Origin of the sequence: Curtobacterium sp. MCBD17_035 (assembly GCF_003234815.2) — a bacterium.
Taxonomy (GTDB): Bacteria; Actinomycetota; Actinomycetes; order Actinomycetales; family Microbacteriaceae; genus Curtobacterium.
On the sequence record NZ_CP126279.1, the window covers coordinates 1965387 to 1980922 of the forward strand.

Below are 15536 nucleotides of genomic sequence, written 5' to 3' on the forward strand. Positions count from 1 at the left end.
CCTCCCGGCCGGGTGGACGCGGGGCGTCACGACGGGCCGACCCGTGGGATCAGGAGCACGACCCGGTCGTGCGGAGCGCGTCGTCCGACAGCGGCACGTGCGCGGCGTCGATGCGGATCGTGGCGGCCGAGGCCGTGATCGCGATCGACCGCAGACGCAGCGCGGCCGGGAGGTACCGGGCCGTGCACACGTCGACCGGCGTCCCGGAGACGCCGGGGATGCGGCCGCCGACGTCGATGCCGAGCGCGCTGTTCGTGACGCGCACCTGGTGTGGGGTGATCGTCACGCCCCGTCCGCTCGCCGCTGCGGCGACCGCGGCCGTGACCTGGTACCGGATGTCGGTGCCCAGGAAGCGGGTGCGCCCGGCGTACGCGACGCCGCCGTCGCGGAGACGGACGTCCCCCGCCACCTGGTCGAGCACGCCGGCCTGCCGCACCGCGGACGCGGTGAGACGCACCGTGCCGTCGGCGCGACCCGTCCGTCCCGTCCCCCGCACGGGCACGTCGTGCACCGTGGCGTCGAGCGCGAGCGGGACGCCGCGCACGGTCAGGTCGTGCGTCGTGACGTCGACGTCGTCGAGTCGCCCGGCGACGAGCTGCGGGATGACCACGCCGTGCGCGTCGGCGACGACGTGGCCGGCCGTGCCGGACGGGAGGGACGACTCGATCCGGTCGGCGATCGTCCGGTCGACGACGTGCCGCAGGACGAGCTCGGCGACGACCGCCAGGACGGCGAGGACCAGCACGAGGACGACCAGGACGACGACGACGCGGCGCCCGCGGCGCCGGCCCCGAGCGCCGCCGGCGGTCGCCGTCGCTGCCGACACGCGCTACATCCGCTCGGGTGCGGTGACCCCGAGCATCGTCAGGCCGTTGCGGACGACCTGCCCCGTGGCGTCGTTGAGCCAGAGGCGCGTTCGGTGCAGGTCCGTCACGGGTTCGTCGCCGAGCGGCGTCACGCGGCAGGCGTCGTACCAGCGGTGGTACAGACCGGCCAGCTGCTCGACGTACCGGGCGACGCGGTGCGGCTCCCGGAGTTCCGCCGCCTGGCGCACGACGCGCGGGAACTCGGCGAGCGCGCCGAGCAGTGCGCTCTCGGTCTCGTGGGTGAGCAGCGAGCCGTCGAAGACCGACCGGTCCACGCCGCTCGCCGCGGCGTTGCGGTCCACGGCGCACGTCCGGGCGTGGGCGTACTGGACGTAGAACACCGGGTTGTCGTTCGTGCGCTTGACGAGGAGGTCGAGGTCGATGTCGATCGCCGTGTCGGATGCGAAGCGGACGAGGGCGTACCGGGCGGCGTCGACGCCGACCGCGTCGACGAGGTCCTCCATCGTGACGACGTTGCCGGCCCGCTTCGACATGCGCACGGGCTCGCCGTCCTTGAGCAGGTTGACGAGCTGGCCGATGAGGATCTCGAGGTTGACGCCGGGTTCGTCGCCGAAGGCGGCGCACATCGCCATCATCCGGCCGATGTAGCCGTGGTGGTCGGCGCCGAGCATGATGAGGTTCCGCTCGAACCCGCGTTCGCGCTTGTCGAGGTAGTACGCGATGTCGCCCGCGATGTACGCGGGCTCGCCGTCGGACTTGATCACGACGCGGTCGCGGTCGTCACCGAACGTGGTCGTGCGAAGCCACAGGGCGCCGTCTGCCTCGTACATGTGCCCGAGCTCGCGGAGGCGGGCGATGGCGCGCTCGACGGCCTTCGACTCGTGCAGCGAGTTCTCGTGGAAGTAGACGTCGAAGTCGACGCCGAAGTCGTGCAGGGACGCCTTGATGTCGGCGAACATGAACTCGACGCCCTCGCGCCGGAAGAGCTCCTGCGCCTCGTCCCGCGGGAGGTCGGCGACGTCGCCGTCGAAGGTGGCGAGGACCCGGGCGGCGATCTCGGTGATGTAGGCACCGCCGTAGCCGTCCTCGGGGGTGGGCTCGCCGAGGGCGCTCGCGAGCAGGCTGCGGGCGAAGCGGTCGATCTGGCCGCCGTGGTCGTTGAAGTAGTACTCACGGGTGACGAGCCCGCCCTGCGCCGTGAACACGCGCGCGAGGCTGTCGCCGACCGCGGCCCAGCGGACGCCGCCCATGTGGATCGGGCCGGTCGGGTTCGCGGAGACGAACTCGAGGTCGATCCGGACGCCGTCGTAGAGGTCGCCGCGCCCGAACGCACCGCCCTCCTCGACGATGGTCCGCGCGATCGCTCCGGCGGCGGCGGCCTCGAGCGTGATGTTGATGAAGCCGGGGCCGGCGACGTCCACCGCGTCGACGCCGTCGAGCTCGGTGAGCTCCCCGGCGATCTCGGTGGCCAGCTCACGCGGGTTCGTCCCGAGGCGCTTGGCGAGCTGCATGGCTGCGTTCGAGGACCAGTCCCCGTGTGCCCGGTTGCGGGGGCGTTCGAGGGCCGCGTGGGACTCCCCCACCACGACGGTGTCGGCGGCGCCCCGTCGCTCGACGATCCCGGCGAGGAGCGACAGGTACGCGGCGGAGAGTTCGGCTGGGGTCACGGCGGTCGAGTCTACCGGGGCGTCGTCGCACGGTCCGCGCCGCGGCGACGGCTCGTGCGCGCCGCGCTGCGAGCGGGGTTCGCGCGTCGGGTACGGGGTGCGTCATCATGGTCGGATGACCTCCCGCACCCTCGTCCGGGCGATCACCACGGTCGCGATCGCCGCTGCGAGCGTGCTCGCCGTCAGCGGGTGCACCGGTGGCCACGCGTCCTCCGCCGGACGGAGCGGGACGACGTCCTCCTCGACACCCCCGGCGCCGATCGGCACCCGCGTCGACGTCCCCTGCGCGGCCCTGGTGCCCGAGCAGGTGCTCGCCACGTACGGCCGGACCTTCACGCTCGACACGGACGCGACACCGGCGCACGGCAGCACGGCGGCCGGCATCGCGGCGGAGCGCGGGGACGTCTGCACCTGGCGGGACGCCAGCGGCGGCGCTCGTCTGACGCTGGCGGTCGCCTCGCTGCCGGAGTCGACCCTGACGAAGCTCAAGGACACCCTGTACGAGGACAGCAACAGCGTGCCGACGTACACCGTCGAGGGCTACTTCGAGGCGCGGAAGGGCATCGGGCGGGCCGATGCGTTCACGGATCCGTACTGGATCCACGTGGAGTCGACGGTGTTCGGTGAGCCGGGCGACGCGCAGCCGGTCGTCGACGCGGTCCGCACGGCCCTCTCGTCCGCCACGGCGAGCGCGTCTGCGACGCCGCAGGCCGGGTAGCGCGGTTCAGAGGCCGATGTGACACGTGCCCTCCGGGGCCGGGCAGGGGACAGTCCGTCGACCGCCTCGTGGCGCGCAGCGGTGGCGCGGCCCCGGCGCTGACGTCGACGACGGCGAGCAGCGGGCGACGGATCGGAGCGGGTCGTCCATCCGCTGCCCGGGCAGCGTCACCGGTGTCCGGGAGCGGTCGTGGGACCTGCTACGGTGGGAGCACCCCGGGCCCCCATAGCTCAGGGGATAGAGCACTGCCCTCCGGAGGCAGGGGCGGAGGTTCGAATCCTCCTGGGGGCACCATCGGTCGCTCAGGCCGTCCGTCGCTAGGCCGTCCGTCGTTCACGGCACGACCACGATCCGCTGCCCCGGCTCCTCGTCCCGACCCCACGCCTGCTCGATCTCGCCGAGCGCGACGGGAACGGGCTCGACCACGATGCCGCCCGCGTCGATCTCCGCGACGAGGGACGGCAGCTCGGCCAGGTAGCCCGCCGGCGAGACCGCACCCTGCCCGTTGCCGAGCAGCCGGAGGTCCGCGCCGCGGAGCACGGCCGACGGCAGCGTGATGTCGGGACCGGCCACGGACCCGATCTGGATCCAGTGGAGCGCGGCGCTCCGGTCCCTCCTGGCGGTGAGGACGGCGCGGATCGCCTGTTCGGTCGGCGCGCCCCAGAGGTAGTCGAGCACGATGTCGACGTCAGCGGCCGCCGCACCGAGCGCGGCGTCGGCGGCCGGTACCCCGAGCTGCACGAGGCTGTCGGCGCCGACCTCGGCGAGGGCGTCGAGGCGACGCCGGTCCCGACCCGCCGCGACGACCCGCCCCGCGCCGAGGTGCTTCGCGATGCGGACCGCCATGGAGCCCGCGCTGCCGGTGGCGCCGAGCACGAGGACGGACTGTCCCGGGCGGACGGGGACGCGGCGGCGGAGCGCGACCCACGACGACATCGCGGGGTTCATGGTGGCGGCGACGCGGAGCGGGTCGATGCCGTCCGGCAGGACGACGGAGCGACGACGGTCGACGACGGCTCGCTCGGCCATCGTCCCGATGACGTCGTCGTCCGCGACGAAGTACACGAGCGCCCCGTCCGCACGCCGTCCGACGGCGTCGACGCCGGGGACCATCGGCAGGACGCCGGTGCTCGTGTAGTGGGCACCCGCCGCACCCGAGCGAGTGCGCGGATGGAGGCCGACGGCGACCACGTCGACGAGTTCCTCGTGGCCGGAGCGCGGTTCGGGGACCGGGACCGCACCGCTCCGGGGTGGCTCGCCGAACGCGGTGACGACGGCTGCGTGCATGGTGGGCATCGGTTCCTCCTCGCGCCACACCGATTTGGTACGTGGCACAAACCAGTTTAGTTGGCGCCACGTACAACCACAAGTACGATGTCCGTGTGACCACTGCTCCGGACCCCGACCTCGGGATCGTCGACGCACTCGCGCAGCTGTCGTTCCTCGTCCAGAACACGCTCGCCCGCACCGCGGACGCCGACGACCTGTCGCTCGTGCAGACCCGCCTGCTCGGCGTGCTCCGCGACCGGGAACCGGGCATGCGAGAACTCGCGGCCCTGCTCGACCTCGACAAGTCGAGCGTCACCGGACTCGTCGACCGAGCGGAGCGGCGCGGCCTGGTCCAGCGCGTGCCGTCCCGGGAGGACCGACGCATGGCCCACGTGCGACTCACCACCGCCGGACGCGACGTCGTCGACCGCGTCACGGCCGCCTTCGGTCAGGAGGTCGAGGACATCGTCGCTCCGCTCGGACGGGACGACCGCGACGCACTCCGAACGCTCGCCACCCGGGTGCTCGCCGCTCGGGCCGAGACGACCGGCGTCGAGCTGGTGCCGACCGCACCGCGTCCCTAGGCTCGGCACGTGTTCACGTTCCCCGAGCCCGACGTCCCTCCGCTCCGCGGTGGCCCCGCCCTCCGGTGGGGCGTGATCGGGCCCGGGGAGATCGCGAACGACTTCACCGCCGCCCTGCACGCGGCCACCGACCAGCGCGTCGTCGCCGTCGGATCACGATCGCGTGACCGGGCTGCGGCCTTCGCCGACCGGCACGGCGTGCCCCGGGCCCACACCTCGTACGAGGACCTCGTCGGCGACCCCGAGGTCGACGTCGTCTACGTGGCGACCCCGCACGTGCACCACGCCGAACAGGCACTCCTCGCGATCCGCGCCGGCAAGCACGTGCTCGTCGAGAAGCCGTTCACGACCTCCGCCGCAGACGCCGTCCGGGTGGCGGACGCCGCACGAGCGGCAGGGGTGCTCGCGATGGAGGCGATGTGGACGCGGTACCTGCCGCAGTCGGCCGTCCTCCGGGCCTGTATCGACCGTGGCGACCTCGGCGAGGTCCACCTCGCGCTCGTCGACGTCGGCTGGCCGCACGACCTCGGCGGCCTCGACCGCATCACGGACCCGGCGCTCGGCGGCGGCGCGCTGCTCGACGCGGGCGTGTACGGCCTGTGGTTCGCACAGTTCGCGACGGGGGCACCGGTGCGCATCGACGCGACGGGACGGACCAGCCAAAGCGGGGTGGACCTCCAGTCCGTCGCCGTGCTGACCGGCGCGACCGGCGCTCAAGCGTCGGTGACGACCACCATGCTCGCCTCGACCGACGGGCTCCCGACCATCGCGGGCACCGAGGGCACGGTCCGGTTCACCGAGCACTTCGTGTTCCCGGCCGCGTTCACGCTTCGCCTCGGGGACACCGTGCACGCCTGGCGCGACCGCTCGGGCCTCCGCGGCCGGCAGGGACTCGTCTGGCAGGCCGTCGCCCTGGCGGCGTGGGCCACCGAGGGCCGCACGGACTCCCCCGTCCACTCACTCGACGACTCGATCACGCTCATGCGCACACTCGACGAGGTCCGACGACAGGTCGCGCTCGCGCGCACGTGATCCCGCCGCGCGCCACACCGTCGCCCGCGCCGATGCCCCTGACGACGGGCCCGGACGGCGTCGGCCCACCACCGCACGAAGCGGGGCGGGCCGACGACGACGGGGCCGCTGATCAGGCGTGGGTCAGCCCGATCAGGCGTGGGTCAGCCCGATCAGGCGTGGGTCAGCCCGATCAGGCGTGGGTCAGCCCGATCAGGCGTGGGTCAGCCCGATCAGGCGTGGGTCAGCCCGATCAGGCGTGGGTCAGGGCGATGAGCGCGACGTTCATGGTGGAGTACATCCCCTCGGACCGCGTCGCCTGACGCACCCGTCCTCGGAGGACCTCGTACCGCCCGTCGCGCTCGCGCACGAACCCGATGACACCGCTCGCCGGTGTCGACACCCGGTGGAACCCGTCCTCGAGGGGGACGACTTCTGTCCTGGTCGCTCGCTCCATTGCCCGCTCCCTTCGTCGCCGATGCCGGTCCATGCTACTCCCAACTCGGGGGACATGGACGCCGGACCCGGAGGTCCTGCCCGGGACCCGCGGGAGGAGCGACGCGCCCCGACGGGGTACGAACGCCACCCCGCGCGGACGCGGTCCACCGACCGCCCGGCGACACGGCCACCCAGCGGTGCGGCTCGCTAGACTCCGGGGTCCCAGGGTCCTGCGGCCCACCGCCCGCGGCACGAGGAGGACGGATGCGCGGAACCCGCGACGGCAGCACACGACGAGGACGACACCCGTACGCTCGTCGGGCCGCCGGGCTCGTCACCGTGCTGCTCGCGGCGCTCACCGTCCTCGGGCCGGCCGCCGGCGCATCGGCCACCGCACCGGTCGACCTCGACGGCGCCTACGTCGTCGACGACGCGAACGCCCTGAGCACCGCCCAGGAGCACCGGGTCCGGAAAGCGCTCGACGACCTCTACGACCAGACCCACACCCGGCTGTTCGTGGTCTACGTGCCGCGGTTCACGGACCCGTCCGACCAGGCGGCGTGGGGACGCGCGACGCTCGAACGGAACCAGCTCGACACCGACAGCGTGCTGCTCTCCGTCGCGGTCGACGATCGCGTGTACAACGTCACGCAGTCGGACACGTCCACAACCCTCTCGAAGGACGACGTCCGGACGGCCACCGACGACGACCTCGTCCCGAGACTGCGCGCCGACGACTGGGACGGCGCCGCGACCGCGTTCGCGCAGGGACTGGCGGCCACCCAGGCACCGCCCGACCTGACGTGGCTCTGGGTCGTGCTCGCGGTGGTCGTGGTCGGTCTCGTCGTCCTCGTGCTCGTCATCCGGGCCCGGAACCACCGCCGCGCTGCCCGTGCCGCCGCTGCCGAGGCCGCGGACCTCGCCGCCCTCGAGCGTCGTGCCGGTGTGGCCCTCGTCACCATCGACGACGAGATCCGCAGCGCCGACCAAGAGGTCGGGTTCGCCGTCGCACAGTTCGGCACCGACGCCGCCGCACCGTTCACCGCAGCACTCGACCGCGCCCGACGCGCGGTGCGCGAGGCCTTCACGCTCCGCCAGCAGCTCGACGACGAGGTGCCGGACTCCCCCGCCGACCGTGCCGCGTGGTCGCGGCGCATCGTCGAGATCTGCTCCCGCGTGCACGGGGAGCTCGCCGAGCAGACGGCGGCGTTCGACGCGCTGCGCGCACTGGAGGACGGCGTCGAGGCGAACGCGGCCCAGGTGACCGCCGCGCTGCCCACGGCGAGACGGCAGGTCGCCGACGCGGACGCCACGCTCACCACGCTGCGCGGCCGGTGGACCGGACGCACCATCGCGACGGTCGACGGCAACGTTGACCAAGCACGCGACGTCCTCGCGTACGCCGACGAGCGCGCACGCGCCGCGACGGACGCCATCGCGAGCGGCGACCGTGGTCAGGCGGTGATCGCCGTCCGCGACGCGCAGCACGCCCTCGCCCAGGTCGCCCAGCTCGCCGGGGCCGTCGCGAGCGCACCTCGGACCTTCGACGAGACCGCCGGTCGTGTCGAGGCCCTCCGTGCCGATGTCGAGGCCGACGTCGCAGCCGGTCGATCGCTCCGCGACCCCGGTCCGGACGTCACGACCGCCGTCGCGCGCGCCGCGACCGTGCTCCGCCAAGACCTCGACCCCCGCGATCCGATCAGTGCGCTCGACCGCCTCACGCAGGTCAACGCCGCCATCGACACCGCACTCGCTGCCGCCCGGTCGCGCGAGGAACGCCGCCAGCGGGCCGCGGCCGCGCTCGACGCCGCACTCCGTGACGCCCGGGCCCGGATCGACCAGGCACGGGACTTCATCTCGATGCGGCGTGGCGGCATCGGGCCCCGCGCCCGGACCCGCCTGTCCGAGGCCGAGCGCGCCTTCGACGACGCCGTGCGCGCCGCCACCTCCGACCCCGACACGGCGATCCGCGCAGCGCGCGCCGCCGAGCAGTACGCCGCCGCGGCGATGGACGAGGCCGACCAGGACATGGGCGGTTGGCCGGGCGGCGGCGGCTCGAACGGCGCGCAGCTGGGCGGGCTCGTGACCGGTCTCGTGCTCGGCGGCATGTTCGGCGGTCGCGGCGGGGGCTTCGGCGGCGGGTACGGCGGCGGCTTCTCCGGCGGCGGCCGGTTCTGATGACCAACCGGACGCACGGGCGTTCCGGGACCAGTGACGACACCACCACCAGAAAGGACACGACCATGGCGAAGCAGACCATCTTCGGACGGATCGCGCAGCTCGCGAAGGCGAACATCAACGCGATCATCGACAACGCGGAGGACCCCAAGCTGGCGCTCGACCAGCTCGTCCGCGACTTCACGAACAACATCGCCGACGCCGAGAGTGCGATCGCCCAGACGATCGGGAACCTCCGTCTCCTCGAGCAGGACCACGCGGAGGACGTCGCCGCCGCCGCCGACTGGGGCCAGAAGGCAGCGAGCGCGAGTGCCGCAGCGGACCGCTACCGCGCCGAGGGCAAGACCGCGGACGCCGACAAGTTCGACGACCTGGCCAAGATCGCGCTCGGTCGGCAGATCAGGAGCGAGCAGGAGGCGAAGGACGCCGAACCGCAGATCGCCGCGCAGACGGAGGTCGTCGATCGGCTCAAGTCCGGACTCGAGCAGCTCAAGCAGAAGCTGGTCGACCTCAAGGCGAAGCGCGACCAGCTCGTCGCGCGGCAGAAGACCGCCGAGGCGCAGTCGCGCGTCAACGAGGCCATCGGCAGCATCGACGTCATGGACCCGACGAGCGATCTCGCCCGGTTCGAGGACAAGATCCGCCGCGAGGAGGCCCGGGTGCTCGGGCAGCAGGAACTCCAGGCCTCGAGCCTCGACGCGCAGTTCCAGAGCCTCGACGACCTCGGCAAGGACGCCGAGGTCGAGGCGCGACTGGCGGCCCTGAAGAACGGACACTGAGCCGCACCGCCCCGCTCGGCGACGACGCCGGACCGAACTGACAGGATGGGGACGTGCAGTTCCTCGTGGTCGGTCAGTGGCAGGGTTCGGCGTCGTCCCGCGCGATGCGACTCGCCGACGGCGCGAGCGCGATCGCCGCGGACCTCCCACGGTCGGCCACCACGACCGTTCCGATCCCGGCGGGCGCCGGCGACCGGCTCGAGACAGCCGTCGCCCGCTACACCGCGGTCCGCTCCGTCGCCGAGGCGGTGAGCGAAGAGGTCCGGGTGGCCACCGAGCCGGTCCTCACGATCGGTGGGGACGGCGCCGTGGTGCTCGGCGCGACCGCCGTGTGCACGCCGACCACCGCCCTGGTCCGCCTGTCCGGGTCGAGCGGGTTCCGGCCCCTGAACCGCGCGCAGCCCGTCGCCGCCGAGACCGCCGCGGTCCGCCTGCTGGTCGACCGCCCCGACGACCTGTTCCCGGAGGCGGTGACGTTCGCCGCGCCGATGGTCGTCATCGCGGGTACCCGCGGCCTCGACGACGTCGAACGTGCGGCGCTCGCCCGTGCCGACGTGCGCGCCCTCGACGCGGACGACACCGACACGGCCTCCCTCCGCGCGGCTGTCACGGCCACCGGGGCCGACAGCGTCTTCGTGCACGTCGACCTCGACGTCCTCGACCCGTCCGAGGTGGACGGCCTGCTCGAACCCGTGCCGTTCGGTCTGGGCGGGGGGACGCTCGTCGACCTCATCGCCGCCGCGACGGACGGCCGACGCCTCGTGGGCGCCGCGCTGACCGGCTTCGCGCCGGTGGATCCCGACCGGGCCGTCGACGACCTCGGTGTGATCCTCCGGGTCGTCGGGGCGTTGTCCGCCGCCGCACGCATCTCCTGACCCGTCCGCACCAGCCGGGAGCCCGCCCGGAGCGGAGCGCCCCGTCTCGCGTACGCTCAGCGGCATGACGGACTACGACCTCATCGTGATCGGCGCCGGAGCGGTCGGCGAGAACGTGGCGGACTACGCCCACAAGCGTGGCCTGTCCACCGCCATCGTCGAAGCGGAACTCGTCGGGGGTGAGTGCTCGTACTGGGCCTGCATGCCGTCCAAGGCACTCCTCCGCAGCGGGCACGCGGTCCGCGCCGCCCAGCGGCTCGGCGGCGCGGCGGAGGCCGTCACCGGGACGGTCGACCCCGCGGCCACGTTCGCGCGCCGCAACGGGTTCACGAGCAACTGGCAGGACGACAGCCAGGTGTCGTGGCTCGACTCGGCCGACATCGCCCTCATCCGCGGCCACGCCCGCATCACCGGACCGCGCACCATCGAGGTCGACGGCGTCGAGCACCGGGCGCGTGCCGCCGTCGCCGTCGCCACGGGCTCCCTCCCGCAGCTCCCCGACATCCCGGGGCTCGCCGACGCGGCGCCGTGGGGCACCCGCGAGGCCACGAGCGCCCAGTCAGCGCCGGACAGCTTGCTCGTCATCGGCGGCGGAGTCGCCGGCTGCGAACTCGCCACCGCGTACGCGTCGTTCGGCACCACCGTGACCCTCGTGGCCCGCGGCGGCCTCCTCGGTGCGATGGAGCCCTTCGCGGGCGAGATGGTCACCGACGCACTCCGCGAGCTCGGAGTCGACGTCCGCATCGGCGCGACGCCCGTCCGGGTGGATCGCGACGAGCACGGGCTCGTCACCGCCACGTTCGAGGACGGCTCGACGCTCGTCACGAGCGAGGTCCTCGTGGCGACCGGACGGACCGCGCACACCGCGGAGCTCGGCCTCGAGACGGTGGGCCTGACCCCCGGCGCGTGGCTCGACGTCGACGACACGATGCTCGTGCACGGGACCGACTGGCTGTACGGCGTCGGTGACGTCAACCACCGCGCGCTCCTCACGCACCAGGGCAAGTACCAGGCCCGGGCGGCGGGCGAGGCGATCGCCGCCCGGTTCCAGGGGACGCCCCTCCAGACCGCTCCGTGGGGCGCGCACGTCGCGACCGCCGACCACGCCGCGGTCCCCCAGGTCACGTTCACCGACCCGGAGGTCGCGAGCGTCGGACTGACCGAGGCGGCCGCCCGGCAGCAGGGCCTGAACGTCCGCGCGGTCGAGTACGACCTCGGTGCCGTCGCCGGCTCGGCGCTGCAGGCGGACGGCTACACCGGACGGGCGAAGGCCGTCGTCGACGAGGACCGCCATGTGCTCGTCGGCGTCACGTTCGTGGGGCAGGACGTCGCCGAGATGCTGCAGGCCGCGACGGTCGCCGTGGTCGGGGAGGTCCCGATCGACCGGCTCTGGCACGCGGTCCCGGCGTACCCGACGATGAGCGAGATCTGGCTCCGACTGCTCGAGACCCTCGGCCGACCGTAGTCGGAACGGAGACGACGCCATGCGGACCGACCACCCCCGTACCATCGCCCTCACCGGCGCCAGCTCCGGCATCGGTGCCGCCGCGGCGCGCGCCCTCGTCGCCGACGGCCATCGCGTCGTCGTCATCGGGCGCGACCCGGATCGCACGGCCCGGATCGCGGACGAACTCGGGATGCCGCGGTTCGTCGCGGACCTCGACCGCCTGGAGGCCGTGCACGGCCTCGCGGCGGACCTGCGGCGGGAGGTCCCGGACCTCGACACCCTCGTCAACAACGCCGGTGGCCTCGTGTCCCACCGCTCGCGGACCGTCGACGGGTTCGAGACGACCCTGCAGCGCAACGTGATCGCGCCGTTCGTGCTCGCGAACGCACTCGCGGACGTGCTCACCGCGGCACAGGACGGTCGGATGGTGGTCACCGCGAGCCTCGCGCACCGCTTCGGGCACGTGGTGCTCGACGACCTCGACGGCGCGCGGCGACCCTGGTTCGGCGGCTGGCGCGCGTACGGCACCGCCAAGCTCGCAGCCGTCCTCCTGACCCGGCAGTGGACCCAGCGCACCGGCGTCCCGGCGTACTCGTACCACCCGGGGCTCGTCGCGACGGGCTTCGGGGCCGACTCCCCCTCGATGCGGCTCATGTCGTTCGCGACGGGTGGGAACTACGGTCTCTCGCCGGAGGCGGGTGCGGTCGGACTCGTCCGGCTCGCTGGCGACGACGTGGTCGAGGAGCGGCCCGGCACGTACCTCGACGGGCTCAACGCCGGGACGCTGTCCCGCGAGGCCCGGGACGACCGCGTGGGTGCCGCGCTCTGGGAGCGACTCGCGGCCGTGGTACCCGGCTGGAACTGAGGCGGGTCAGTCCGCCTCGCGGACCGTCGCCGACTCGGCGTCCCCACGGACGGTCGAGGCGGCGCGCCCGCCGGTGCCGTCAGCGCCCCGTGCGGCCGAGCGCGCGGCCGCGGCGGCGCCCGCGCGCGGGACGACGAGCGGCGTGCCGGTCTCCGGGTCCGGGACGACGACGCACGGCAGACCGAAGACCCGTTCGACGAGGTCGGCCGTGAGCACCTCGGCGGGCGGCCCCTGCGCGACGATCCGCCCGCGGTCCATGGCCACGAGGTGCGTCGCGTACCGGGCGGCCTGGTTGAGGTCGTGCAGCACGGCGACGACGGTGCGCCCCGCCGCGTGCAGCGAGGCCGCGAGCTCGAGGACGTCGTACTGGTGTGAGATGTCGAGGAACGTCGTCGGTTCGTCGAGGAGCACGACGTCGGTCTGCTGGGCGAGGACCATCGCGATCCACACCCGCTGGCGCTGGCCACCCGAGAGCTCGTCCACGCTCCGGTCGGCGAGCGCCGCGGTGCTCGTCTGCTCGAGCGCCGCGTCCACGGCCGCGCGGTCGTCCGCGGACATCGGGTGCCAGAGGTCCTGGTGCGGGTAACGACCGCGCGAGACGAGGTCGCGCACCGTGATGCCGGCCGGCGCGACGGGGGTCTGCGGGAGCATCGCCACGCGTCGGGCCACGGCTTTCGACCGGTACGAGCGGATCGGCCGGCCGTCGAGGGACACCGTGCCCGCGGTCGGGGTGAGCGTGCGCGCGAGCGCCTTGAGCAGCGTCGACTTGCCGCAGGCGTTCGGCCCGACGATGACGGTGAGCTCCCGGTCCGGGACGTCGATGTCGAGCGACTCGACGACGACGCGGTCGTCGTACGCGAGGGTGAGCCCCCGCGCCGCGAGCACCGGGCTCGGTGTGCCGGTCGTGGTCCCGCTCAGCACTCGGCGCGCCCGCGGCGCCAGTACCCCATGAAGGCGACGGAGCGCCGGTCCATGCCGGCACCACGGACGAGGTGGCGGCGGATCTCCTTGACACATCCGGCCTCGCCCGCGATCCACGCGTAGACGCTGTCGTCGGCACGGTCGTCGTCCGGGACCTCCCAGAGGATCCCGTTGTCGACGTCGACGTCCGCCAGGACCGGTGCCGCGGCCGCGGCAGCCCGGGAGGCCCGGTGTGCGAGCGCCCACGACCGCACCTGCTCCGTCATGTGGAGGCCGTGGTCCGCGCCGTTCCGCGGGAGCCAGGTGACCTCGACCCCGCGCGGTGCGGCCACCGGGAGCCGGTCGGCCTCGGTCGGGACCTCGATGAAGACGTGCCCGACGGTCCCCGCGTCGAGGGCTTCGAGGATCGCGCAGATGGCCGGGGCGGCGGTCTCGTCGCCCGCGATCATGACGCGCTGCGCGCTCCCGGGTGCGAACTCGGCGGCGCCCCGTCCGGTGTCGGCCTCGGCGCGGGTCCCCCGCGCGACGACCGGTCCGACGACGCGGAGCTCGTCACCGACCGTGGCGCCACCGACCCAGCGCGACGCCGGTCCGATGTCGCCGTGGTCGACGAAGTCGATGTCGAGCTCGCGCGCGCCCGGCCGGAACGACCGGACCGTGTAGGTGCGGATCGGGTTGCGGCGCTCGTCGGGCAGCGCACGCCAGGCGGTGAACCAGTCCCCGGCGTCGTCGCCCGGGACGCTCTCGTAGCCACCGTGCGGCAGTGGCAGGACGACCTTGATGCGCTGGTCGAGACCGACGGCGGCGAAGTCGGCGAGTTCGTCACCCGTCAGCGTCACGCGGACGAAGTGCGGCGTGAGGGGCGTGATGCGCAGGACGCGCACCGCGAAGGTCCTGTACCGGGTCGACACCATCCGAGTATGGCATGCCTTACCTAAATCACCGCAGCCGGTCCAGCAGGTGATCGGCGGACTGCCAGGATGTCGGGGTGACCGAGCCCGACCCCGACGAGTTCAGCGACCTTCCCGCACTCGCGGCGCACCTCGGCGTGACGGAGCCGCTCCGCGCCTCCCGGCTGACCGCGACCGTCGGCGACGGTGCCACGGTGAGCGCCGTCCGTTGGCGCGCCACCACCGCGGCGACCCGGGATGCCCACGACGTCCGCGTCGTGTTCCTGCACGGCGTCGGACTCGAGGCGCACACGTTCGACGCGACCGCGCTGCTGCTCGGCGTACCGGCACTCGCGGTCGACCTGCCCGGACACGGCCGGTCCTCGTGGCGGGCGGACGCCGTCTACTCGGCGGACACCGTCGCGCCGGCCGTCGTCGACGCGCTCGACGCGCTCGGCACGCCCCCCGTGGTGCTCGTCGGCCACTCGCTCGGTGCGATCGTCGCCGCCCGCGTCGCCGCGATCGCGCCGGGCCGCGTGACCGGTCTCGTGTTGCTCGACATGTCACCGGACTTCACCCAGCGCGCCGTGGACCGCATCGTCCGCGCCCTCGAGGAGGAACCCGACTTCGCCGACCTCGAGGAGGTGGTCGTGCGGGCCCTGGCACTCCGGCTCGGCGACGACCCCGTCGCGCTCGCCCGGGAGGCCCGCCACGCCACCCGGCGCGCCCCCGACGGCCGGTGGGTGCGGCGGCACCACTTCCCGCACCTCGAACCGGGGGCGGCGCACATCGGTCGGTTCGCCGACGCGTGGGACGACCTCGAGTCCCTCCCAGTACCCGTCCTGCTCGTGCGCGGGGACCGCGGCTACGTGTCCCCGGCCCTCGCCCGCCGGTTCGCGGAGCGATTGCCGTCGGCCCGGATCGTCACGGTCCCCGCGCGACACACGGTGCAGACCCAGGCGCCGCGGGAACTCGCGGACGTGCTCCGGCGTTGGGAGCCGTCGAACCCCCGGTGACCGCCTGCCGGTACGCTCGTCCGAGCGCACCGCGGCGACCGCCGCCGTCCG

15 protein-coding genes and 1 tRNA gene are annotated in these 15536 nt (G+C 73.9%); 10 read left to right on the forward strand and 6 right to left on the reverse strand.

The features are described 5' to 3' along the window. Positions 1 to 49: 49 nt before the first annotated feature. Both DEI93_RS09290 and argS read right to left on the reverse strand, forming a co-directional pair. Positions 50 to 826 (reverse strand): hypothetical protein, encoded by a 777-nt coding sequence (locus DEI93_RS09290; RefSeq protein ID WP_284158396.1) that lies wholly within the window; start codon positions 824 to 826, stop codon positions 50 to 52. Positions 827 to 829: 3 nt separating this feature from the next. Beyond that, the gene (gene argS, locus DEI93_RS09295; RefSeq protein ID WP_111120602.1) at positions 830 to 2494 is read right to left on the reverse strand and encodes an arginine--tRNA ligase; all 1665 of its coding nucleotides are present in this window, start codon (positions 2492 to 2494) and stop codon (positions 830 to 832) included. A gap of 115 nt (positions 2495 to 2609) precedes the next feature. On the opposite strand from argS, the gene DEI93_RS09300 reads away from it, so the two are divergent. After that, on the forward strand, positions 2610 to 3212 hold the full coding sequence (locus tag DEI93_RS09300) for a hypothetical protein (RefSeq protein WP_111013772.1): 603 nt from the start codon (positions 2610 to 2612) through the stop codon (positions 3210 to 3212). Positions 3213 to 3431: 219 nt separating this feature from the next. Continuing rightward, positions 3432 to 3506 (forward strand) — tRNA-Arg (locus tag DEI93_RS09305). A 39-nt stretch (positions 3507 to 3545) separates the two neighbouring features. On the opposite strand, the gene DEI93_RS09310 is transcribed toward DEI93_RS09305, so the two are convergent. Then, complete coding sequence (locus DEI93_RS09310) at positions 3546 to 4508, reverse strand: quinone oxidoreductase family protein (protein ID WP_258372349.1); 963 nt, start codon at positions 4506 to 4508, stop codon at positions 3546 to 3548. Between the two features lie 86 nt (positions 4509 to 4594). Between DEI93_RS09310 and DEI93_RS09315 the strand changes: the two genes are divergently transcribed. Next, complete coding sequence (locus DEI93_RS09315) at positions 4595 to 5065, forward strand: MarR family winged helix-turn-helix transcriptional regulator (RefSeq protein ID WP_111120601.1); 471 nt, start codon at positions 4595 to 4597, stop codon at positions 5063 to 5065. Between the two features lie 9 nt (positions 5066 to 5074). Beyond that, entirely contained in the window at positions 5075 to 6097 is a 1023-nt protein-coding gene (locus DEI93_RS09320; RefSeq protein WP_111035928.1) for a Gfo/Idh/MocA family protein, read from the forward strand. Positions 6098 to 6329: 232 nt separating this feature from the next. Here DEI93_RS09320 and DEI93_RS09325 read toward each other — a convergent pair whose 3' ends face one another. Further along, on the reverse strand, positions 6330 to 6533 hold the full coding sequence (locus tag DEI93_RS09325) for a hypothetical protein (protein WP_111013770.1): 204 nt from the start codon (positions 6531 to 6533) through the stop codon (positions 6330 to 6332). A gap of 245 nt (positions 6534 to 6778) precedes the next feature. On the opposite strand from DEI93_RS09325, the gene DEI93_RS09330 reads away from it, so the two are divergent. From DEI93_RS09330 to DEI93_RS09350, 5 genes are all read left to right on the forward strand, one after another. Next, positions 6779 to 8692, forward strand: a complete 1914-nt coding sequence (locus DEI93_RS09330) for a TPM domain-containing protein (protein ID WP_284158398.1) — start codon at positions 6779 to 6781, stop codon at positions 8690 to 8692. 65 nt (positions 8693 to 8757) lie between these two features. Further along, positions 8758 to 9471 (forward strand): PspA/IM30 family protein, encoded by a 714-nt coding sequence (locus DEI93_RS09335; protein ID WP_111013768.1) that lies wholly within the window; start codon positions 8758 to 8760, stop codon positions 9469 to 9471. 53 nt (positions 9472 to 9524) lie between these two features. After that, positions 9525 to 10346 (forward strand): arginase family protein, encoded by an 822-nt coding sequence (locus DEI93_RS09340; RefSeq protein WP_111120599.1) that lies wholly within the window; start codon positions 9525 to 9527, stop codon positions 10344 to 10346. A 64-nt stretch (positions 10347 to 10410) separates the two neighbouring features. Further along, positions 10411 to 11811, forward strand: coding sequence for a dihydrolipoyl dehydrogenase family protein (locus tag DEI93_RS09345; RefSeq protein ID WP_111048845.1), 1401 nt, complete (start codon positions 10411 to 10413; stop codon positions 11809 to 11811). 19 nt (positions 11812 to 11830) lie between these two features. Then, positions 11831 to 12658, forward strand: a complete 828-nt coding sequence (locus tag DEI93_RS09350) for an SDR family NAD(P)-dependent oxidoreductase (protein ID WP_111009216.1) — start codon at positions 11831 to 11833, stop codon at positions 12656 to 12658. A gap of 6 nt (positions 12659 to 12664) precedes the next feature. Here the strand turns inward: DEI93_RS09350 and DEI93_RS09355 are convergent, their stop codons facing one another. Further along, on the reverse strand, positions 12665 to 13576 hold the full coding sequence (locus DEI93_RS09355; protein ID WP_502868543.1) for an ABC transporter ATP-binding protein: 912 nt from the start codon (positions 13574 to 13576) through the stop codon (positions 12665 to 12667). Beyond that, positions 13573 to 14493, reverse strand: coding sequence for a siderophore-interacting protein (locus DEI93_RS09360; RefSeq protein ID WP_111025680.1), 921 nt, complete (start codon positions 14491 to 14493; stop codon positions 13573 to 13575). The genes DEI93_RS09355 and DEI93_RS09360 overlap by 4 nt, the downstream gene beginning before the upstream one ends. Positions 14494 to 14567: 74 nt before the next feature. Between DEI93_RS09360 and DEI93_RS09365 the strand changes: the two genes are divergently transcribed. Further along, a complete protein-coding gene (locus DEI93_RS09365; RefSeq protein ID WP_111120597.1) occupies positions 14568 to 15485 on the forward strand; it encodes an alpha/beta fold hydrolase in 918 nt (305 codons plus the stop codon). The last annotated feature ends 51 nt before the right edge of the window (positions 15486 to 15536 follow it).